This is a genomic window from Stenotrophomonas sp. LARHCG68 (genome assembly GCF_052871705.1).
The window spans coordinates 73,498-95,306 of sequence record NZ_JBIXJV010000001.1; the positions used below are offsets into that span (position 1 = coordinate 73,498).

The window sequence follows — 21,809 nt, forward strand, 5'->3', positions numbered from 1 at the left end:
GTTCGGCATGTCCGGCACCGGTATGGCAGCCGGAGGCAGCAGCATCACGGAGGTGCGCGAGCGCATCGAGCGCAGCATGCTCGTCAAGGGGGAGCTGCTGCTCAGCGAGGAGGGCACGGTCGCCTCGTTGCAACTGGACAGGGAAGAGATGCTGCCGACGGCCATTGCCGGCTACGTACGCGCCACGGTACTGCCATGGCGGTTCGAGCCGGTTCGCGAGCTGGGTCAGCCCGTGCGCGCGAAGGTGCCGGTCAGCCTGCGGGTAGTGGCCAAGCAACGGGACGACGGCAACTTCGAGGTAGCACTGCGCGGAGTGAACTTCATCGGCGGTGGCAAGGATGATCCGCGCGGTCTTTCATGTATCAGCACGACGCCGCCGCGTTATCCGCGTGAAGCCATTGACCTTGGTGTTGGCGGCACCGTTTACCTGCGTTTGCGGATTGGCAGGGATGGCAAGGTGATGCAGGCATTCGCCGAGCAGGTCAACCTGAAGTTCGTCAGCCGCGAACGGGATCAGCTGAAGTTCCGCCAGTTGTTCTCCGAGAGTGCGATCGAGCAGGCGTTGAAGTGGAGCTATCGCACACCTACGGAAGGAGACCTTGCGGGTCGCCCATATTGGGATGTCTGGGTGCCGGCGGACTACTCCTTCACCGATAGAGCACAGCCGGCGGTAAGGGGGTACGGCCATTGGCAGATCTACGTGGCCGGACCCATCGAGCGTGCGCCATGGGCGGAATCGGCCGCGCAGACCTGGCTCTCGCTGGATGCCCTGGAGGAGGGTGGCGTCTACATGGCCGACGGCAACGGCGGCCCGCGCCTGCTGACCCCGCTGCAAGGCGGTTGAGCAACCGACAGGTATCCCGGCGTGGCGTGATTGATGCGGTCATCCGGTTTGCGTTGTAATCGGGGCACTTCAATCTCAAGGATGTGAGCATGAACGTTCGAATCGGCGCGTTGGGCCTGGCCGGGGTGTTGTTGCTGGGCCTTCCCTCGATGGTGGTTGCCGAGCCGTCGCCGGGCAGCGTGGCGCAGGTCCGCCAGCAGGTGGAAAGCAGCATGCTGGTCAGTGGCGATGTGCATATCGAGACCGATGGATCGGTGTCCAGGTTGGTGCTCCGCCAGGAGGAGACGTTGCCCGAGGGCGTGGTCAAGCTGGTGCGCGACAGTGCGCTGCAGTGGCGTTTCGAACCCATCGTCGTGGACGGGAAGCTGGTCCGCGCGGTGGCACCGATGAGCCTGCGGGTGGTCGCGCGCAAGCTGGAGGGCGGCAGCTACGAGGTCAGCCTGCGTGGGGTGAGCTTCCAGAAGTACGACTCCACCGATCCGCAGAACGTCGCAAGCATCCAGATGAATCCGCCGCGGTATCCCGAGTTGGCCTTCCGCGCAGGCGCAACCGGCAGCGTCTACTTGCTGGTGAAGGTCGGCCGCGACGGAAAGGTCGAGGATGCCTTCGCCGAGCAGGTGAACCTGACCTTCCTCAGCCGTGAATCCGACCAGCGGCGTTTCCGCGAGGTGCTGGCCCGCAATGCGATAGCGGCGGCGAAGGGCTGGACGTTCCGGGTCCCCACCGAAGGTGACGTCGCCTCGCTGCCCTATTGGAACGTGCGCGTGCCGATCAATTACGCGATGGACCCCGGCCGGGACAAGGGGGCCGAAACCTATGGTCGCTGGGTCAGCTATGTGGCCGGCCCGCGTGAGCGTGCGCCCTGGCGCACGGAAGACCGCAACGTGGAGACCTCCCCCGACAGCCTGGCCGAAGGCGGCGTCTACATGGCCGACCGCAACACCGGCCCGCGCCTGCTGACCCCGCTGCAGGGCGGCTGATTTCCTGCCGGGAAAACAGAAAGCCCCGCTTGCGCGGGGCTTTCTGCTGCAACGCATCCGGTGATCGGATCAGCGCTTCATCGAACCGAAGAACTCGTCGTTGGACTTGGTGTTCTTCATCTTGTCCAGCAGGAATTCCATCGCGGCGATTTCGTCCATCGGGTGCAGCAGCTTGCGCAGGATCCAGATCTTCTGCAGCAGCTCCGGCTCGATCAGCAGGTCTTCGCGGCGGGTGCCGGAACGGTTGATGTCGATCGCCGGGTAGACGCGCTTCTCGGTGATGCGGCGGTTCAGGTGCACTTCGCTGTTGCCGGTGCCCTTGAACTCCTCGTAGATCACCTCGTCCATCTTCGAGCCGGTTTCAACCAGCGCGGTGGCGATGATGGTCAGGCTGCCGCCTTCCTCCACGTTGCGCGCGGCACCGAAGAAACGCTTCGGGCGGTGCAGGGCGTTGGCGTCGACACCACCGGTGAGCACCTTGCCGGAGCTGGGCACCACGTTGTTGTAGGCACGGGCCAGGCGGGTGATCGAGTCCAGCAGGATCACCACGTCCTTCTTGTGCTCGACCAGGCGCTTGGCGCGCTCGATCACCATCTCGGCGACCTGCACGTGGCGCGCGGCCGGCTCGTCGAAGGTCGAGGAGACCACTTCGCCGCGCACGGTGCGCTGCATTTCGGTCACTTCTTCCGGACGCTCGTCCACCAGCAGCACGATCAGGTGCACTTCCGGGTGGTTGGTGGTGATGGCCGTGGCGATCTGCTGCATCATCATCGTCTTGCCGGCCTTGGGCGGCGAAACGATCAGGGCGCGCTGGCCCTTGCCCTGCGGTGCCATCAGGTCGAGGATGCGGCCGGTGATGTCTTCGGAGGAACCATTGCCGCGCTCCAGGGTGAAGCGCTTGCGCGGGAACAGCGGGGTCAGGTTCTCGAACAGCACCTTGTTCTTCGATGCTTCGATCGGCTCACCGTTGATGGTGTCCACGATCGACAGCGCGAAGTAGCGCTCGCCGTCCTTCGGGAAGCGGATGCGGCCGGACAGGTGGTCGCCGGTGCGCAGGTTGAAGCGGCGGATCTGGCTGGGCGAGATGTAGGTGTCGTCCGGGCCGGCCAGGTAGCTGGCCTCGGCTGCACGCAGGAAGCCGAAGCCGTCCGGCAGGATTTCCAGCACGCCGTCGGCGGCGACGCCGTCGCCGTGGCGGGTCAGCACCTTCAGCAGCGCGAAGATCACGTCCTGCTTGCGGGCACGGGCCACGCCTTCGGAGATCTGCAGCTGCTCGGCGATTTCCAGCAGCTTCTGCGCCGGCATCCGCTTCAGGTCGCTCAGCGAGTAGACCGGGAAGCCTTCCGGCACGCTCGGCATCGGGCGCGGCGCGTAGTTCTCGTTGCCGCCCTCGTTGGGCATGCCGTTGTCGTCGCGGAAGCGGTTGTTGCGGTCGCGGTCGCGGCGGTTGCGGAAACGGTCGCGGCGGTTGCCCTGGCCCTGCTGCTGGCCCTGGCCACCCTGCTGCCCGTTCGGGTTGTTGTGGCGCTGCGGGTTGTTGCCGTCACCGCGCGGCTCGCCGCCTTCCTGGCCGCCGGAGGCGTTGCCGGAAGTGGCCGGGCTGTCGTTGCCGCCGGCAGCGGGCGCCGGGGCGGAAGATTCCTGGGCAACCGGAGCCGGCGTCGGTGCGGCGGGCGGCAGCGGCAGTGCGGGCTGGGCCGGAGCGGGGGCGGCGCTGGTATCGCTGCCTTCGGTGGCCTTGGCGACACGCGGCTTGCGCACGCGCTTCTCGACGGGCGCGTCGGGGCTCCCGGTTTCGGAAGGAGTGTTCTCGGACAAGTGCTTGATTCCTCTCGCTAAGACGTGCGAGCGCCCTGGGGGCGGCGAACTGGTTGGGAGTGATCCGGTCGAGAACCCGGCCGGAGGGTGCGGCATGCGAACGCTGCCGGATAGGACGACACTAACACCGCCGCGCGCGGGGGTGCAAGTTGCCCGGAAACCCTGTTGGGCCGCCGTATTGGCAAGGCCCGCATGGCCCGGCGGCGGAGCGCCACCGGGCCGGGTGGATCGATCAGGCCAGGGCCTTGTCGATCATCTGGCTCAGCTGGCCCTTGCCGACGGCGCCGATCTGGGTGGCCTGGATCTGGCCATCCTTGAACAGCAGCAGCATCGGGATCGAGCGCACGTGGTACTTCACCGCGGTGGCGCGGTTGTCGTCCACGTTCAGCTTGACGATCTTCAGCTTGCCGTCATAGGCGTCGGCCAGCTCGTCCAGCACGGGGGCGATCATCTTGCACGGGCCACACCATTCCGCCCAGAAATCCACCAGGACCGGTTCGCCGGACTGCAGGACGGCGCTGTCGAAGTCGGCGTCGCCGACGTGTAAAACCTTATCGCTCACTTGTGAGTCTCCTGGGTCAATGCGACTGTCGATGCCGGGTTGACCGTCGCATTGCGGTAAACTGGGTTATTGCGCGGACAGAAAGGGTACAGCCCAAGCCGCGCGACCCGGCGCAGGGGCCGCAGTGTGCGACGGTGCCCGTATTGATGCAAGCCGCCCGGCCACACTGGCCGCCTGGCACTACAAAGACAGAATAATGAGCGACAAACCGCTGACCGATGTGACGTTTTCCTCCTTCGAACTGCAGCCAGCATTGCTGGCAGGGCTTGAAGGAGCAGGGTTCACCCGCTGTACCCCGATCCAGGCGCTGACCTTGCCGGTCGCGTTGCCAGGCGGCGACGTGGCAGGGCAGGCACAGACCGGCACCGGCAAGACGCTGGCCTTCCTGGTGGCGGTGGTCAACCGGCTGCTGACCCGGCCGGCGCTGGCCGACCGCAAGCCGGAAGACCCGCGCGCGCTGATCCTGGCGCCGACCCGCGAGCTGGCCATCCAGATCCACAAGGACGCGATGAAGTTCGCTTCCGACTCCGGCCTGCGCTTCGCGCTGGTGTACGGCGGCGTGGACTACGACAAGCAGCGCGAACTGCTGCAGCAGGGCGTGGACGTGATCATCGCCACCCCGGGCCGCCTGATCGACTACGTCAAGCAGCACAAGGTGGTGTCGCTGCACGCCTGCGAGATCTGCGTGCTGGACGAAGCCGACCGCATGTTCGACCTGGGCTTCATCAAGGACATCCGCTTCCTGCTGCGCCGCATGCCCGAGCGCACCACGCGCCAGACCCTGCTGTTCAGCGCCACCCTCAGCCACCGCGTGCTGGAGCTGGCCTACGAGCACATGAACGAGCCGCAGAAGCTGGTGGTGGAGACCGAACACGTCACCGCCGACCGCGTGCGCCAGCGCATCTACTTCCCGGCCGACGAGGAGAAGCTGCCGCTGTTGCTGGGCCTGTTGTCGCGCAGCGAAGGCGCCCGCACCATGGTGTTCGTCAACACCAAGGTGTTCGTCGAGCGCGTCGCGCGCGCGCTGGAGCGGGCCGGCTACCGCGTCGGCGTGCTGTCCGGCGACGTGCCGCAGAAGAAGCGCGAGAGCCTGCTCAACCGCTTCCAGAAGGGCCAGCTGGAAATCCTGGTCGCCACCGACGTGGCCGCCCGCGGCCTGCACATCGACGGCATCAAGTACGTCTACAACTACGACCTGCCGTTCGATGCAGAGGACTACGTGCACCGCATCGGCCGCACCGCGCGCCTGGGCGAGGAAGGCGATGCGATCAGCTTCGCCTGCGAACGCTATGCGATGAGCCTGCCGGACATCGAGGCCTACATCGAGCAGAAGATCCCGGTCGAGTCCGTCACCAGCGAGCTGCTGACCCCCCTGCCGCGCCCGGAGCGCGCGCCGGTGGAAGGCGCCGAGGGTGAGGAGAACGAAAGCGTGGGGGCCATCTTCCGCGAAGCCCGCGAGCAGAAGGCCGCCGACGAGGCCCGTCGTGGTGGTGGCCGGGGCGGCAAGCCCGGCGAGCGCCGTGGCGGTGGTGAGCGTGGTGCCGATGGCCGTCCGCGTCGTGAGCGCAAGCCGCGCGTGGAAGGCGAGCAGGCTGCCGCACCGAAGCCGCCGCGCCCGGACACCGCCAGCAGCGCACCGAATGCGTCGGGCACCCCGGCGGTGGAAGGCGAGCGCGCCCCGCGCAAGCGCCGTCGTCGTCGCCACGGGCGTCCGGTCGAAGGTGCCGAGGGCGTGGCCGCACCGGCCGTGGCCAATGCACCGGTGCAGGTACAGGCCAAGTCGATGCGCGGTGGCAGTGACAACGACTCGTTCCTGACCCGCCTGGGCCGCAAGATCCGCCGGATGCTTTCCGGCAGCTGATCGGCCCGGCCCGGGAACGCCGAGCCCTGCTCGGCACCGGGCCGTGCGGGGATCCTGTGCCGGGCATGGCTCGGCACTACCGGGTGCGCTCCTGCATAATCGGCGGATGAGCGTCCTGCGTTTTGACAATGTCAGCAAACAGTACGCCGGTGGCCATCAGGCGCTGGCGGATGTCAGCTTCGAGGTGGCGGCCGGCGAGATGCTGTTCGTCACCGGGCACTCCGGTGCCGGCAAGAGCACCCTGCTCAAGCTGATCCACCTGAGCGAACGGCCCACGCGCGGCGCGGTGCTGTTCGGTGAGCGCAACCTGCTGAAGGTGCGTGGCGGCAAGGTCGCCCTGCACCGGCGCGAGGTGGGCGCGGTCTACCAGGACCACCGCTTGCTGGTGGACCGCAGCATCGGCGAGAACGTCGCCCTGCCACTGATCCTGCGCGGCGGCCGCCGTGCCGATACCGCCAAGCGGGTGCGCTCGGTGCTCGAACGCATGGGCCTGGCGCACCGCGAGAAGGCCCTGCCCACCGAACTGTCGGCCGGCGAGCAGCAGCGCGTGGGCATCGCCCGCGCCATCGTGGGTGAACCGCGGCTGCTGGTGGCCGATGAACCCACCGGCAACCTCGACCCGACCCTGGCCGCGGAGATCATGTCGCTGTTCGCCGAGCTGCCCGGGCGGGGCACCAGCGTGCTGGTGGTCAGCCACGACCTGGCGCTGATCAAGCAGATGCGCAAGCGCGTGCTGATCCTGGACCACGGCAAGCTGGTCGATGACATCTCGCCGCACGAACTGGCGGAGTGAGCGCAAGACGATGAGCAAACCCGCAAACACCGAAGCCGCCGCGCCGTCGCGCGTGCTCACCTGGTTCCACCACCACCTGCACAGCGTGGTGTTCAGCCTTGGCCGCGCGCTGCGCAAGCCGTGGGCCACCGCCCTGACCGTGGCGGTGATGGCGCTGGCGCTGGCATTGCCGCTGGGCCTGTCCATCGCGCTGGACAACCTCAAGCATTTCGCCGGCAGCGTGCAGCAGTCGCGTGACATCAACCTGTTCCTGAAGCCCGAGCTGGACGCGGCCGCCGCGCAGACGGTGGTGGCCGTGCTGCGCGCCCGTGCCGACGTGGCCGAGGTGGCCGTGCGCACCCCGGAAGAAGGCCTGGCCGAGCTGCGGCAGAGTGCCGGGCTGGGCGAGGCGATCGATGCGCTGGGCGACAACCCGCTGCCGACGCTGTTGATCGTCACCCCGGCCACGGGCGATGACGCCGCGTTGGCCAAGTCGCTGGAAGCCCTGCCGGAAACCGACCTGGTCCAGCACGATGCGCTGTGGCGGCAACGGCTGGACGGCTGGCTGGCGTTCGGCGCACGGCTGGTGCAGGTGTTGTCGGTGCTGTTGGGCGTGGGCGCGGCGCTGGTGGTGGGCAACACCGTCCGGCTCGACATCCAGGCCCGGCGCGAGGAAATCGGTGTCCTGCAGCTGCTCGGTGCCAGTGACGGCTTCATCCGCCGTCCGTTCGTCTACCTGGGGGCGTGGTATGGCCTGGGGGCCGGCGCGGTGGCGCTGGGGTTGATCGGCATCTGCGGTCTGGCGCTGCGCCCGCCGCTGGCGACGCTGTCGCAGAGCTATGGCAGTCCCTTCGTGCTGCACGGGCTGGACCTGTTCCACTCGCTGATGGTGCTGGTGGCGACCACGATCCTGGGCTGGCTCGGGGCATGGCTGGTGACCGGCCACTTCCTCAGGCAGACTCGCCCGACTGAAACCTGAGGCAGGCATGGCGAAGCACGAACTCAAGCATCTGATCAGCGACGCCCCCCGGGTGATGGTGGTCGATGGCTCAAAACTGGTGCGGCGCCTGATCAGCGATGTGCTCACGCGCGAGCTGCCCGACGTGGAGGTGGTGGGGTGCGCCAGCATCGCCGAGGCCCGCGCCGCGCTGGCGGCTGGCCCGGTGCATCTGGTCACCACCTCGCTGGCCCTGCCCGATGGCGACGGCCTGACCCTGGCGCGCAGCGTGCGCGACGCCGCTGGGCAGGCCTACGTGCCGGTGATCGTGGTGTCCGGTGACGCCCAGCAGCACCTGGAGCAGCGCCGTTTCACCGAATACGTCACCGACTATTTCGACAAGTCGCTGGGCCACGAGGCGTTGGCGGCCTTCATCCGTGGCTACGTGCAACCCGAGCCGGTGCCGGATGCGACCGTGCTGTACGTGGAGGACAGCCGCGTGGTGGCCGAGGCGACCAAGCGCATGCTGGAGCGGCACGACCTGCACGTGGTGCACGTGCTCACCGCCGAGGATGCGTTCTCGCTGCTGACCGCCGAATCGCTGGGCCGTACCCAGCGCGAGATCGACCTGGTGCTGACCGACGTGACCCTGAAGGGCGAGTTGAGCGGGCGTGACGTGGTCGAGCGGATCCGCATCGATTTCGGCTACGGCAAGCGCCGCCTGCCGGTGCTGGTGATGACCGGCGACGGCAACCCGCACAACCAGTCGGCGCTGCTGCAGTCCGGGGCCAACGACCTGGTGCAGAAACCCATCGAAGAACGCCTGCTGGTGACCAAGGTGCTGTTCCAGCTCCGGCTGGCGCGCATGGCCCAGCCGGCGGTGACGCTGTGAACCCGGAGCAGGCGGCGCAGATCCAGCTCGAGCCGAGCTGGAAGGCACACATCGGCGACTGGCTGCTGCGTCCGGAGATGCGCGAGCTGTCGGCCTTCCTGCGCCAGCGCAAGGCGGCCGGCGCGCACGTGTTCCCGCCGGGCCCGCAGATCTTCGCCGCCTTCGACGCCACCCCGTTCGAGCAGGCCAAGGTGGTCATCCTTGGCCAGGACCCGTACCACGGCCATGGCCAGGCGCATGGGCTGAGCTTCTCGGTGCCGCCGGGCGTACCGGTGCCGCCGTCACTGCTGAACATCTACAAGGAGATCGAGGCAGACCTGGGCATCCCGCGCCCGGACCATGGCTGCCTGGTCCCGTGGGCGAAGCAGGGCGTGCTGCTGCTCAACGCCGTGCTGACGGTGGAGGAGGGCAAGGCCGGGGCCCACCAGGGGCGGGGCTGGGAAGGCTTCACCGATCATGTGGTGGACGTGCTCAACCGCGAGCGCGAGGGCCTGGTGTTCCTGCTGTGGGGCAGTTACGCCCAGCAGAAGGGCAAGGTGATCGATACCCGCCGTCACCGCGTGCTCAAGGCCCCGCATCCCTCCCCGCTGTCGGCCCACCGCGGCTTCCTGGGCTGCCGCCATTTCTCCCAGGCCAACGACTACCTGCAGCGCCGCGGGCAGGCCCCGATCGACTGGGGCCTGCCACCGCGGGCGGTGCTCGACGCCGCGCTCGCTGGCGGCTGAATCAGCGTGCTCCCTGTCATTTGACTGAGATGCCTGCTCTGGTAGGGTGTGGGGGATGGGGAAAGCAGCTGTTTGTGGCACCTATTCAGGCTGAAGTCCGGGTGTCGTGCCAAAAACAGAATGCTGGAACTTTTTCTGTACCGGTCAGTCCAATAGCTCTGACTGCTAAGATTGGGACACTATGAGCCTGCATACCTCCACTGCCCTTGTGGCAAACAATCTCCCGATTCCCAGTGCGCTCGGCTCGCTGGATGCCTACATCGGTGCCGTGCACCAGATCCCGGTGCTGTCGGTCGATGAGGAACAGGAACTGGCGCGTCGTTTCCGCGACGAGCAGGACCTGGATGCCGCGCGCGAGCTGGTGCATTCGCACCTGCGCTTCGTCGTGCACGTGGCCCGTGGCTACAACGGCTACGGCCTGCAGCTGGGCGACCTGATCCAGGAAGGCAACATCGGCCTGATGAAGGCGGTCAAGCGCTTCGACCCGGAAATGGGCGTGCGCCTGGTGTCCTTCGCCGTGCATTGGATCCGTGCCGAGATGCACGAGTTCATCCTGAAGAACTGGCGCATCGTCAAGGTCGCCACGACCAAGGCGCAGCGCAAGCTGTTCTTCAACCTGCGCAAGTCCAAGACCCGCCTGGGCTGGATGAACGCGGCCGAAGTCAGCGCCGTTGCCAAGGACCTGAACGTCTCCGAGCGTGAAGTGATGGAGATGGAGTCGCGCCTGTCCGGTCGTGACGTCGGTTTCGATGCGCCGTCCGACGAGGACGACGACCATGCACCGCCGTCGCCGGCCGCCTACCTGGTCGCACGCGATGAAGACCCGTCGCAGGCCTACGAGCGCGAGGACAGCGAGGACAACCAGCTGAGCCTGCTGCGCGAAGGCCTGGCCAAGCTGGACCAGCGTTCGCGTGACATCATCGCCCGCCGCTGGCTGGATGCCGACAGCAAGGTGACGCTGCAGGAGCTGGCCGACGAGTACGGCGTGTCGGCCGAGCGCATCCGCCAGATCGAGGCGAACGCGCTGAAGAAGATGAAGGCACTGTTCGCCGCCTGATCAGGCGTTGAGGTGCACCGAAAAGCCCGGGGAAACCCGGGCTTTTTCGTGGGCGGTGGTGCCGTGCCATGCGTGGCGGGCTCTTCCGGTGAAGCTCCCGGCCGAGCGTGTCCCGGCGCGACGGTGTAGATTCCGCGCTTGCATCCTGGAGGGAGACGACGATGAAGGGTACTTGCCTGTGTGGCGCGATCGAAGTGATTGCCGGTGACGCGCACGTGCAGATCGGCCTGTGTCATTGCAGCATGTGCCGGCGCTGGTCCGGCGGGCCGTTCTTCGCGGTGCATTGCGATGACAAGGTACGGTTCAACGGCGCCGAACCACGGCGCTACCGTTCCTCGGAATGGGCCGAGCGCGGCTTCTGCGGCGACTGCGGCACCCACCTGTTCTACCGGCTGGTGCCGGACGGGGAGTACTTCGTGTCGGCAGGGTTGTTCCAGCAGGCACCGCTGGAGCTGGTCAGCCAGATCTTCATCGACGAGAAGCCGCCGTTCTACGCATTGGCCAATGACACGCCGACGCTGACCGGCAAGCAGGTGTTCGAGCAGTTCGCTGCCGGGCAATGAACCGGGCCGTGCCGGGCGATGCCCGGCACCGGGGTGTCGATGATGCCCGGCGGGGCACGGCTCCGCTCTACCGGGGATCGGGCTTCCGGTCGTCGTAGGGGTTGCCCAGGATGATGCGCGCGCTGCGCTGGTAGCTCCAGTACGCCACGCCCCAGTTGAGCAGCACCACCAGGCGGTTGCGGAAGCCGATCAGGAAGAACACGTGCGCGGCCAGCCAGAACCACCAGGCCAGCACCCCGGACAGCTGCAGCTTGCCCATGTGCACGATGGCAGCCATGCGTCCGATCGTGGCCAGGTTGCCCTGGTCGTTGTAGCGGAACGGGGCAGGGGGTGAGGCACCGTCCAGGCGTGCACGGATCACCTGGGCGACGTAGGCCCCCATCTGCTTGGCGGCCGGCGCCACGCCGGGCACCGGGCGGCCGTTGTCCTGCTGCAGCGCGGCCAGGTCACCGGCGACGAAGATCTCCGGATGGCCGGGGACGGTCAGGTCCGGCTGCACCTGCACGCGGCCGGCGCGGTCCAGTGGCACGTCCAGCGTGCGCGCCAGTGGCGAGGCGGCCACGCCGGCGGCCCACACCACGGTACGCGCGGGCACGTGCACGTCACCGAGCTGGAAACCGAAGGCGTTGATGTCATTGACCGGGGTGCCGGTCAGCACCTCCACGCCGAGCCGTTCCAACTGCTCGCGCGCCTTCTGCGACAGGCGTTCCGGGAAGCTGGACAGCACCCGCGGCCCGGCCTCGACCAGGCGCACCCGTGCCGACGCGGGGTCGATGTGGCGGAACTCGTTGCGCAAGGTGTGCCGGGCGATCTCGGCCAGGGTGCCGGCCAGTTCCACGCCCGTGGGGCCAGCGCCGACCACCGCGAAGCTGAGCCAGGCGGCTTTCTTCTCCGGGTCGTTCTCGGCCTCGGCACGCTCGAAGGCCAGCAGCAGCTTGCGCCGCAGCAGCAGGGCATCGTCCAGCGTCTTCAGGCCCGGCGCGTCGCCGGCCCACTCGTCGTGGCCGAAATAGGCGTGGGTGGCACCGCTGGCGACCATCAGCAGGTCATAACCGACGCGGGTGCCGTCGCCCAGCACGACTTCGCGCTGTTGCTTGTCGATGGCGGTGACCTCGCCCAGGCGCACGTCGACATTGCGTTGCCGGCGCAGGATGTGGCGCAGCGGTGCGGCGATATCCGGCGAGGACAGCCCGGCGGTGGCGACCTGGTAGAGCAGCGGCTGGAACAGGTGATGGTTGCGGCGGTCGATCAGGGTGATGCGCAGACGGGCCTTGGCCAGGGCACGGGTGGCCCAGAGACCGGCAAAGCCGCCGCCGACGATGACCAGGTGGGGGACTGGGTCGTGTGGCATGTACGTTCTCCAGAAAGACCGGCATCGGGCCGGCCATTGGTGGGGGCAACGGGCGCTGTCGATGATGTCATGTGATGTGCGGACAACATAGATGGCCGATACTGCGGCTCAGCCTTTCGTCATGGAGCTGTGTCATGTCCGAGCCGGAGAAGCGGATTGCCTTGTTGATCGATGCCGACAACGCGCCTGCATCGAAGATCGATGAAATCCTGGTCGAGGTGGCGGCCTTTGGCGTGGCCAACGTGCGCCGTGCCTATGGCGACTGGAAGAACCCGCGCCTGAAGGGCTGGGAGCACGTGCTGCATGAGTTCGCGATCCGGCCGATCCAGCAGTTCGCCTATTCCAAGGGCAAGAACGCCTCGGACATGGCGATGGTGGTCGATGCGATGGACCTGCTGTACGCACGCAACCTGGACGGGTTTGCGATCGTGTCCAGCGATGCGGACTTCACGCCGCTGGTGATGCGGCTGCTGACCGACGGCGTGAAGGTGTACGGCTTCGGCGAGCAGAAAACGCCGGTGGCCTTCGTCAACGCCTGCTCCAAGTTCATCTACCTGGAAGCCCTGGGCAATGATCGCTCCGAGCCGCATGAGCCGAGCGCGGAGCCCGTGGCGGCCGCGCCGGTGCCGGCCGCGGCCAATGCCGGCGAGGGCGCGCCGAATGCAGCGCCCCCGGAAGCGGCCCCGATCACGCCGCGTTCCAGCGGCGAGTTGCGCGGTGACACGCGCCTGATCAACCTGCTGCGCGGCGCGGTGGAAGCCGCCGCCGACGAACAGGGCTGGGCGATGCTCAGCGCGGTGGGCAACCAGATTGCCAACCGCGCTTCGTTCGATTCGCGCAACTACGGGTATCGCAAGTTGAGCGACCTGATGAAGGCGACCGGGTTGTTCGAGGTCAAGAAGGACGGCAAGTCGTCGGCCGTGCGTGCAGCGCCGCGCAAGGCGAACAAGGTAAGCAAGGCAAGTACGAAGCGGGCCGAGGCGAAGCCGTGACAATCAGTTCAATGATGCAAAGCGAACACAACGGAGCAAGCGGATGTTGAAGATCTGGGGTCGGCGCAATTCAAGCAATGTGCGCAAGGTGCTGTGGTGTGCCGAGGAGATCGGCTTGCCGTACGAATCGATCGAGGTCGGCGGCGCGTTTGGTGGCACCCAGTCGCCGGACTACCTGGCGATGAACCCCAACGGGCTGGTACCGGTGATCGAGGACAACGGCCTGCCGGTGTGGGAGTCCAACGCCATCGTGCGCTACCTGAGCGCACGTTACGCGCTGGGCACGTTGTATCCGGAAGATGCCGCCGCGCGCGCGCAGAGCGAGAAGTGGATGGACTGGACCATCTCCAGCTTCGCGGTGGCGTTCCGCGACCTGTTCTGGGGCGTGGTGCGGACCGCGCCGGCCGATCGCGATGAAGTACGCATCGCGGCCGCGCTGCAGCGTTGTGGCGAGTTGTTGAAGCTGGCTGACGCCGAGCTTGCGCGACAGCCGTGGCTGTCCGGCGAGCAGTTCGCGATGGGCGACATCCCGCTGGGCGCGTTTGCCTATGCCTGGTTCGAGATGCCCATCCAGCGGCCGGATCTACCGCATCTGGAGGCGTGGTATGCGCGGTTGAAGGCGCGCCCGGCGTATCGGGCGGCGGTGATGACGGCGTTGACCTGAGCGCGCGGCCTTGGGCTTTTCCTGGAGCCCCTCTCCCGTTTCTTGCAGGAGGGGGGCTGAGGTGAGGGAAGCTTTCAGCGCTGCTTTCCGAGAAGACGCGGTGCTGCTGTGGGCTTCGGTTGAAGGGCAACCGCAACAGCGCCCCCATCCGCCCTTCGGGCACCTTCCCCCGCCAGCGGGAGAAGGGAAATTCCAAAGCCAAGTCCAAGTCCAAGTCCAAGTCCAAAGCCAGAGCCAGAGCCAAAGCCAAAGCCAAAGCCAGAGCCAAAGCCAAAGCCAAAGCCAAAGCCAAAGCCAGAGCCAAAGCGGTTTGCTGGCGTTGGCTGCGCTTCGTGCTTTCCCTTTCTGAAAAAGAAACGGCAGCCGCCAGGTACCAGCGCGACTGCCGTGGAGGAGCGCCCCGCGCGCTCAGCGCGGAGGGGTGAGGCTTAGAACTTCCAGTTCACGCCGAAGTAGACGACACGGCCCGCGTAACCGTTGGAGTAGAAACGGGCCTTGGTGTCGTTGCCCAGGTGGGTGCGCGTCTCTTCCTTGGTCAGGTTCAATACCGAGGCACTCAGGCTCAGCGCCGGGGTGATGTTGTACGCGGCGTTCAGATCGATCTGCTGGTAGGGCTCCTGGTAGAGGTTCAGGCCACTGATCAGGCCCTGCACCACTTCGCCGCGACGGTTCCACGAGGCGCGCAGCAGCAGCTTTTCCACTTCATAGAACACGGTGAAGTTGGCCTGGTTCTCGGCGCTGCCAACCAGCGGCGATTTGCCGATCTGGGTGCCGTCTTCCAGGGTGATCGCCGCTTCGTTGGTGTCGTTCCAGGTGTAGTTCGCCTGGAAGCCCAGGCCGAAATCCAGCGTGTGCTGGGCATAGAACTCCAGACCCTGCGACACCGCGTCACGACCACCGGCCGTGGTGGAATAGTTCTGCACGACGACGGTCTGGCCGCCGACGTTCTGCGTGACGTCCTGCACCACCGGTACCGAGAAGTTGCTGACGTCCTTGCGGAACAGGCCCAGGCCCAGCACTGAGCCGGGGTGGAAGTACCACTCCACGCCGATGTCGTACTGGGTGGCCTTGTAGGCTTCCAGATTCTTGTTGCTGCCAGAACCGTACCAGCCCTGCTCACTGGCACCACCGGTGAGGCGGCGGTCGTTGACGTATTCGGGGCTGAAGTATTCCAGGCTGCCCGGTGCGGCGATGTTGCTGTAGCTCGGGCGCGCGATCACCTTGGAGGCTGCTGCACGCAGCAACAGGTTCTCGGTCAGTTCATAGGCCAGGTTGAAGCTGGGCAGCACGTCGGTGTAGTTGCGGTCCAGGCCGCTGACCGCGAACGACTCGGCGCGCGCTTCGCTGTCGGAGAGGCGCCAATAGCCCTCGGTGCCGCAGTAGGTACGTGCCGGTGCGGCGCCGGGCACCGTGTCGCCGGCCTGGCAGGCCAGCGGGTTGCCATTGGCATCGTCGTAGAAGTAATCGTTGTACGAGGTGACCTTGTCGGTGGAATCGGCATGCTGGCGGGTGCTGACCACGCGCACGCCGACGTTGCCGCGCAGGCGCTCGGTGCGGAAGTTGGCCTGCAGGTAGGTGGAGTAGATTTTTTCGTCCACGTTGTAGACGAAGTTGTCCTCGTTGCGGGTCTGCATCCCCCCGTAGGTCTTGTTCAGGTACGAGATGTAGGCCGGGTAGTTGATGGCCGGGAACGCGCTTGCATTGATGCCGCCTGCCAGGTTGCCCATGCCGTAGATGAAGTCGGGCGAGAACTGCAGGGCGAGGTCGTTGCAGCCGCCGTTCCAATAGCGGTTCTCGTAGTCGCTGGCATCGGTGCCGGGGCAGGCCCAGTAGCTGTTGCCGGTGCTGCGGTGGATGCCGCCGTCACGGTACTTGACGCCGAACTGCAGCGATTCCAGGAAGCCGCTGTCGTTGTGCCAGGTGGTGTCGATCTGGGCGTACTTCTGCTCGTTGGTGTTGCGCGTCCACGACGAGCCGGTGGAGCCCAGGTCAACCTGCAGGATGCCGTTCTTCAGGTTCTGCATCAGTTCCGGAGAGAACGCCATCGACGGCGTGCCGGCCAGGCTCCAGGCGCTGGCCAGGTTGCCCAGGTTCCAGCTGCCGTCCGCATTCTGGCTGCGCGGCTTGAGCGGCACCGAGAACTGCAGCGACGGGCCGCCCTTGGCCCAGGTGCGCCCGCCCTTGAAGGCGACGTCGACCGACTCGCCGCGCCATTCGGCGGAGAAATCGGCGGTCTGCGACAGTGCCTTTTCGAGGTTGTAGCTGCCGGTGATCTGCGGGGTCGGCACGGTGCAGTCGTCAGAACCCCAGCCACCAGGCGCCATGCCGCCGGCCGCGGCCTCGTCCTCGCTGCAGTAATAGGTCTTGCCCGGGTGCCGGCTGTAGTCGGCGCCGGTGACGATGGTGCCGCTCGGGTCCATGGTCAGCCCATCGAGCAGGCGTCCGCCGGCCCAGTTGCCGTCGCCCCAGTAGCGGGCGATGTTCCATTCCGGCACCTTGATGGTGTGGGTCTGGGAGTCCTGCGACAGGTCGAAGCGGAAGTAGTTCGCGGTCAGGGTGAGGTTGTCCAGCGGCTTGAACTGGAGCGTTATCTGGCCGCCCTTGCGCTCGCGCTTCTCGTCCTTGACGTCGAGGTTCACCGAGGTGGGCATCATGAAGCCGGTGTAGTACTTGCCGCTCTGGTCGTAGAAGCCAGTGCCGCCCCACCAGTTGGAGTTGAAGTCGGAGGGGTTGCCGTTGACGTCAACCGCAGTGCCGCCTTCGTCACGGCCATACCAGGACCAGCCTTCGGTGCTGGCGCCCAGGGTGCGGGTGGTGCGCTTCTGGTCGGTATAACCGACGAACACGCCGAAGCGGTCGTCCTTGTCATGCCAGGCGTAGGAGGCGGAGAGCTGGCCGTCGGCCTTCTCGGTGGTGTCTGCCCAGGTGCCTTCAACCGAGACGAAGCCGGTGTTGGCTTCCATGTCCAGCGGGCGACGCGTGTGCAGGATCACCGTGCCGCCGATGCCGCCTTCGTCGATGCGGGCTTCCGGCGACTTGAACAGCTCGGCGCTGCCCAGCATGTTCGACGGCAGCAGCGTGTAATTGAACGAACGGGTGGGGTCGCCGTTGGATTCGGCGGTGGCCACGTAGTTGCCGTTCAACTCGGTAAGTGTCAGCTCCGAGGACAGGCCGCGCACGCTGACGTTCTTACCTTCGCCGCCGCTGCGGGTGATGATCACGCCGGGCACGCGCTGCAGCGCGTCGGCGACGTTCTTGTCGGGGAACTTGCCCACGTCCTCGGCGGTGATCACCTCGACCACGGCGTTGGCATCACGCTTCTGTTCCAGGCTCTTCTCGATGGCGTAGCGGTAACCGGTGACGGTCACGCTGTCCAGCGTGGTGGCGTCGGGCTGCGTGGCAGCCTGTTGTGCGAACGCCGCGCCCGGTGCGATCGCGACGGCGAACAATGCAGCGGCAATGGCGGCGGACAATGCGTCGCGGCCCTGCATGCGGGTGATCTGTTTCATTCCACTCTCTCCCTCTCCTGGATTGAACTGGTAGCTGATACGGAAACTTGAATCGATCTAATTTTTGAAGCCGATTTCTTTTTGACGTTGCAGGTGTTGCCCGTGGCGTTGCCTCGGTCCTTTGCGCCTTTCACGATCAGGCAATCGCGACCGAGTTATTTGGATCGATCTAAACGATTGGCGGCAAATTTTTACCACAGCAGCCGGGTGCGACGCATGCTGCTGCGCAATATGAGCCGGGCCTGGCCGTTTGGGCCGGTGTCGGGGCAGGGGGCTCAGGTCAGGGGCGTCCGGTCCGGGAGGGGGCGGGCACCGGGTGACGCGTGGGGCGATCCGCAGGCGCAATGGTGCGCCGCAGAATGCAAGTCCAGAAAATCTCGTGTTCTACTTAAATCGATCTAAATTTGCAGGAGGGCGGACCTGCACCGATTGAAATGCTGGTTTTCCTGCCTCCATGGCGGGCTGATCGGCAGCTGATCGATGCCGTTGTCCACCTGATCGCCGCCGCTGGGCTTTTCCATCGGCAGCCGCCTGCCCGCTTGTTGAGGCCGACTCTCTCCCCCGTCCTGCCGACGGACGGGCCGGCCTCACAGGCCCGGCTTCGGCCGGGCCAACCTGACGACGCCGTACCGACATCGACCCAAAGGATCCATCGCATGAGCCGATTGCCGTCTGTTTCCTCCCGCCTGATCCGGCCACGGCCGCTGGCGCGCCTGGCCTGCGTGCTGGCCCTGTCCGTGGTCCCGCTGCTGCAGGCCGCGCCGGTGGCGCTGGAGCGCGAGGTCAACACCTTCATCGGCAGCAAGGACGACGGCAATACGTTCCCGGGGGCGTCGGCCCCGTTCGGCCTGATCCAGGTCAGCCCGATCGGCAGCCACTACTCGGGCTGGCGCTACGACGACGAGAAGATCCGCGGCTTTGGCCACTCCTTCATCTCCGGCGCCGGCTGTTGGGAACAGGGCGGGCAGGTCTCGATCCTGCCGGTGACCGGCAGCATCGGTCCGGGCGGCGACTTCGACACCCGCGATGCCAAGCGCTTCGACCACAAGAGCTACGCCTCGGCCTATGCGCACGACGGCGAAGTGGGCCAGGCCGGCTACTACAAGGTGCGCCTGACCGACTACGGCGGCATCGACGTGGAGACCACCGCGCGTACCCGTGCCGCAGCCGAGCGGTATACGTTCACCGCCGGCAGCGGGCTGGGCCATGTGCTGGTCAACGTCGGCCAGGCCAACGAGCGCCACTCGGTCATCGGCAGCGTCGTCGACGTGGTCGGCGACCGCGCGGTGGAGGGCAAGCTGGTGACCAAGAGCTTCTGCGGCGGACACCAGTACACGACGTGGTTCCGCATCGAGTTCGACCGCCCGTTCAAGGCGCATGGTACCTGGGGCGAGAACGGTGGCCTGCCCGATGCGCGGCACAGCATGGAAGGCGAACTCAAGCCCAACGGCGCCTGGTTGAGCTTCGACCTGGCCGACGGTCGCAGCGTGACCGCCACCAGCGCGATCTCGCACGTGGACGCCGAGGGCGCGCGCAACAACCTGCGCGCCGACGGCAAGCAGGGCGATCGTCTGCTCGGCTTTGACCGCATGCGCGCGCTGTCGCAGCAGAGCTGGCGTGAGCAGCTGGACAGCGTGCGCGTCCAGGGCGCCAGTGCCGATGACCGCGTGGTGCTGTACACCGCGCTGTACCACGCGCTGTTGCAGCCGATGACCGGCAGTGACGCCGATGGGCGCTATCGCGGCTACGACGATGCGATCCACCGTGCCGATGGCTGGACCTACTACGAGTACTTCTCGCTGTGGGACACCTACCGCTCGCAGAACCAGTGGCTGGCGCTGACCCGCCCGGACGTGGCACGGGACATCGCGCGCAGCGTGCTGGCCATCGATGCGCAGGGCGGTTGGCTGCCGCGCTGGGGCTACGCCAACTTCGAGACCAACGTGATGACCGGTGACCCGGTGACGCCGTTCCTGGTCGACCTGTGGCGTTTCGGTGCATTGACCGGCCGCGAGGCCGAGGCCTGGACCGCGCTGCGTCGCAATGCGTTCTCGATGCCGCCGATCAACTCGCGCCATGCCGGCCGCTCGGGCAATGCCACCTATCTTGCCGACGGATATGTCGCCTATGACCGCGCATTCCCGTCCAGGGGCATGGACGTGGACCCGCACCACGGCGGCTCGGCCACGCTGGAGTACGCCTTGGCCGATTGCGCACTGGCACAGATGGCCGATGGCCTGGGCCATGCCGACGATGCGCAGGTGCTGCGCGCCCGCGGCGGCAACTGGCACAAGGTGTGGGACGCCGACGTGCGTGATGCCGAGGCCGGCTTCAGTGGCTTCCCGCGTCCGCGTGCCGAAGGCGGCCAGTGGTACACACCGGCCGATGGCCACTACAGCCCGCGCTCGCAGCATGGCTTCCACGAAGGCACCGCCTGGCAGTACCAGTGGCTGGCGCAGCAGGACATCCCGGGCCTGGTGACGGCGATGCATGGCCGCGAGGAGGCCGGTCGCCGGCTGGATGCGTTCTTCGCCTATGACGAACTGCTCAAGTCGCCGCAGACCGCCGCGCGCAAGGAATGGGTGGTCGGGCCGTACAGCTACTACAACCAGTACCGCTACAACCCCAACAACGAACCGGACCTGCATGCACCGTGGATGTACACGCTGATCGGCCAGCCGTGGAAGACGGCCACCGTGGTGCGCGCCGCGCAGCAGTTGTTCACCAACGCGCCCAACGGCGTGACCGGCAACGACGACCTGGGCACGATGTCGGCCTGGTATCTGTTCAGTGCCCTGGGGCTGTATCCGGCGGTGCCGGGTACGGGACAGTTCCTGCTGCATACGCCGCGGTTTTCCAGCGCTGAAATCAATCTCGGCAACGGAAAGCGACTGCAGCTGAGGGCACAGCGTGCCGATGCGAATCGCTTGCAGTACATTCACGCCGTCCAGTTCGAGGGCAAGCCGCTCAACACGGTGTGGCTCGACTGGGAGCGGCTGAGCAAGGGTGGGACGGTGGAGTTCCAGCTGGGCGAAGACGTTCCGACGCAGGGCTGGGGTACGGCCATTGCGGATCTGCCGGTGTCCTATTGCGCCACGCCGGGCAGTGAAATGAAGTGAGCTGCTGCGACGCCGTTGCCAGTGGGTCCGGGCAGGGTGCGTCGACGCGCTGCCCCGATCCTTTAGGATTTTCGCGAATCGAGCCGTCAGCCTGAGCCATGAACGATAAGAAACCCGCCGCCAGCCAGCGCGCCGGCAAGGAAGCAAAACGTGCGGTGACCGTGACCGACATCGCCCAGGCGGTGGGCGTGTCGCGTGCGACGGTGTCGCTGGTGCTGCGTGGCAGCCCGCTGGTCAACGTGGACACGCGCGCCAAGGTGGAAGCGGAGCTGCGTCGCCAGCGCTACGTATACAACCGCACCGCCGCCAACCTGCGCCGCCGCACCTCCTCCTCGATCGCGTTGGTGATCAACGACCTGTCCAACCCGTTCTTCGCCGAATTCGCTTCCGGCGTGGACGAAGCCCTGGGCGAGAAGGGGTATGTCACGCTGTTGGGCAGCACCTCCGAGTCGCCGTCCCGGCAGCAGGCGGTGCTGTCCACGCTGATGGAACACACCCCGACCGGCTTCATCCTGTCGCCGGCCGAAGGCAGCGACACCCAGGCGCTGCGCCAGGTGCTCGGCGTCAACGCCAACGTGCTGCTGTTCAACCGCGAGCTGGAAGGCGCCGACTGGGACTTCCTGACGATGGACAACCAGAACGGTGCCTACCTGGCCACCCATCACCTGATCGAGCAGGGCCATCGCGACATCGCCTTCTTCGGCGGGCATGCCGCGTCGAGCTCGTGCCACCAGCGCCGCATCGGTTACCAGCGTGCGCTGTCCGAAGCAGGCCTGGGCCTGCGCCAGGACTGGCTGATCGAATCGGCACCGAACCGCCTGGAGGCCGCCGCACGCACCGGCGAGCTGTTCGAGGGTGGCCAGCGTCCCAGCGCCGCGGTCTGCTACAACGACACCGTCGCCCTTGGCCTGATGCTGGGCCTGACCTCGCGTGGCATCCGTCCCGGCGCCGACTTCGCGGTGACCGGTTTCGACGACATCTCCGAAGCGTCGGTGGCGGTCCCGCCGCTGACCACGCTGACCGCCGACCCGCGCGAGCGTGGCCGGCAGGCGGCGTCGCTGTTGCTGCAGCGCCTGGACAACCCTGACGCGGCTCCGATGCGCGTGGTTGCGCCGGTGCAGCTGCGTGTCCGTGAGAGCAGCGCGGCGTTGCCACGCTGACCG

At 66.8% G+C, this 21,809-nt stretch carries 17 protein-coding genes; 13 read left to right on the forward strand and 4 right to left on the reverse strand.

Features of this window, described 5'->3' with window-relative positions; all coding sequences use genetic code 11:
* The first annotated feature begins 7 nt into the window (after positions 1 to 7).
* Positions 8 to 844 (forward strand): energy transducer TonB, encoded by an 837-nt coding sequence (locus tag ACIPR8_RS00310; protein WP_446539804.1) that lies wholly within the window; start codon positions 8 to 10, stop codon positions 842 to 844.
* A gap of 89 nt (positions 845 to 933) precedes the next feature.
* Positions 934 to 1,824, forward strand: coding sequence for an energy transducer TonB (locus ACIPR8_RS00315; RefSeq protein ID WP_446539805.1), 891 nt, complete (start codon positions 934 to 936; stop codon positions 1,822 to 1,824).
* A 69-nt stretch (positions 1,825 to 1,893) separates the two neighbouring features.
* Here ACIPR8_RS00315 and rho read toward each other — a convergent pair whose 3' ends face one another.
* Positions 1,894 to 3,642, reverse strand: coding sequence for a transcription termination factor Rho (rho, locus tag ACIPR8_RS00320; RefSeq protein ID WP_132865897.1), 1,749 nt, complete (start codon positions 3,640 to 3,642; stop codon positions 1,894 to 1,896).
* Between the two features lie 232 nt (positions 3,643 to 3,874).
* Complete coding sequence (gene trxA / locus ACIPR8_RS00325) at positions 3,875 to 4,204, reverse strand: thioredoxin TrxA (protein ID WP_132865896.1); 330 nt, start codon at positions 4,202 to 4,204, stop codon at positions 3,875 to 3,877.
* Positions 4,205 to 4,400: 196 nt separating this feature from the next.
* Here trxA and rhlB point away from each other — a divergent pair, with 196 nt between their 5' ends.
* The 7 genes from rhlB to ACIPR8_RS00360 all read left to right on the forward strand — a co-directional run bounded on the left by rhlB (position 4,401) and on the right by ACIPR8_RS00360 (position 11,011).
* Positions 4,401 to 6,065: an ATP-dependent RNA helicase RhlB gene (gene rhlB / locus ACIPR8_RS00330; protein WP_446539806.1), complete on the forward strand. Its 1,665-nt coding sequence runs from the start codon at positions 4,401 to 4,403 to the stop codon at positions 6,063 to 6,065.
* Positions 6,066 to 6,171: 106 nt separating this feature from the next.
* The gene (gene ftsE, locus ACIPR8_RS00335) at positions 6,172 to 6,858 is read left to right on the forward strand and encodes a cell division ATP-binding protein FtsE (RefSeq protein ID WP_446539807.1); all 687 of its coding nucleotides are present in this window, start codon (positions 6,172 to 6,174) and stop codon (positions 6,856 to 6,858) included.
* 10 nt (positions 6,859 to 6,868) lie between these two features.
* Positions 6,869 to 7,816 (forward strand): permease-like cell division protein FtsX, encoded by a 948-nt coding sequence (gene ftsX, locus ACIPR8_RS00340; RefSeq protein ID WP_446539808.1) that lies wholly within the window; start codon positions 6,869 to 6,871, stop codon positions 7,814 to 7,816.
* 7 nt (positions 7,817 to 7,823) lie between these two features.
* Positions 7,824 to 8,666: a response regulator gene (locus tag ACIPR8_RS00345; RefSeq protein ID WP_165931219.1), complete on the forward strand. Its 843-nt coding sequence runs from the start codon at positions 7,824 to 7,826 to the stop codon at positions 8,664 to 8,666.
* A complete protein-coding gene (ung, locus tag ACIPR8_RS00350; protein ID WP_313252507.1) occupies positions 8,663 to 9,391 on the forward strand; it encodes a uracil-DNA glycosylase in 729 nt (242 codons plus the stop codon). Before ACIPR8_RS00345 ends, ung begins: the two co-directional genes overlap by 4 nt.
* A 181-nt stretch (positions 9,392 to 9,572) precedes the next feature.
* Positions 9,573 to 10,448 carry an RNA polymerase sigma factor RpoH gene (gene rpoH / locus ACIPR8_RS00355; protein ID WP_192287858.1) on the forward strand — a complete coding sequence of 292 codons (876 nt, stop codon included), beginning with the start codon at positions 9,573 to 9,575 and terminating at the stop codon, positions 10,446 to 10,448.
* A 161-nt stretch (positions 10,449 to 10,609) separates the two neighbouring features.
* Complete coding sequence (locus ACIPR8_RS00360) at positions 10,610 to 11,011, forward strand: GFA family protein (RefSeq protein ID WP_132865890.1); 402 nt, start codon at positions 10,610 to 10,612, stop codon at positions 11,009 to 11,011.
* Between the two features lie 67 nt (positions 11,012 to 11,078).
* On the opposite strand, the gene ACIPR8_RS00365 is transcribed toward ACIPR8_RS00360, so the two are convergent.
* Positions 11,079 to 12,362, reverse strand: a complete 1,284-nt coding sequence (locus tag ACIPR8_RS00365) for an NAD(P)/FAD-dependent oxidoreductase (protein ID WP_313252504.1) — start codon at positions 12,360 to 12,362, stop codon at positions 11,079 to 11,081.
* Between the two features lie 134 nt (positions 12,363 to 12,496).
* Here ACIPR8_RS00365 and ACIPR8_RS00370 point away from each other — a divergent pair, with 134 nt between their 5' ends.
* A complete protein-coding gene (locus ACIPR8_RS00370; protein WP_132865888.1) occupies positions 12,497 to 13,354 on the forward strand; it encodes an NYN domain-containing protein in 858 nt (285 codons plus the stop codon).
* A gap of 43 nt (positions 13,355 to 13,397) precedes the next feature.
* Positions 13,398 to 14,018: a glutathione S-transferase family protein gene (locus ACIPR8_RS00375; protein ID WP_446539809.1), complete on the forward strand. Its 621-nt coding sequence runs from the start codon at positions 13,398 to 13,400 to the stop codon at positions 14,016 to 14,018.
* A 428-nt stretch (positions 14,019 to 14,446) separates the two neighbouring features.
* On the opposite strand, the gene ACIPR8_RS00380 is transcribed toward ACIPR8_RS00375, so the two are convergent.
* Positions 14,447 to 17,527: a TonB-dependent receptor gene (locus ACIPR8_RS00380; protein ID WP_446539810.1), complete on the reverse strand. Its 3,081-nt coding sequence runs from the start codon at positions 17,525 to 17,527 to the stop codon at positions 14,447 to 14,449.
* A 656-nt stretch (positions 17,528 to 18,183) separates the two neighbouring features.
* On the opposite strand from ACIPR8_RS00380, the gene ACIPR8_RS00385 reads away from it, so the two are divergent.
* A complete protein-coding gene (locus ACIPR8_RS00385; protein ID WP_446539811.1) occupies positions 18,184 to 20,646 on the forward strand; it encodes a GH92 family glycosyl hydrolase in 2,463 nt (820 codons plus the stop codon).
* 98 nt (positions 20,647 to 20,744) lie between these two features.
* Positions 20,745 to 21,806, forward strand: a complete 1,062-nt coding sequence (locus tag ACIPR8_RS00390) for a LacI family DNA-binding transcriptional regulator (RefSeq protein ID WP_446539812.1) — start codon at positions 20,745 to 20,747, stop codon at positions 21,804 to 21,806.
* Positions 21,807 to 21,809: the final 3 nt, after the last annotated feature.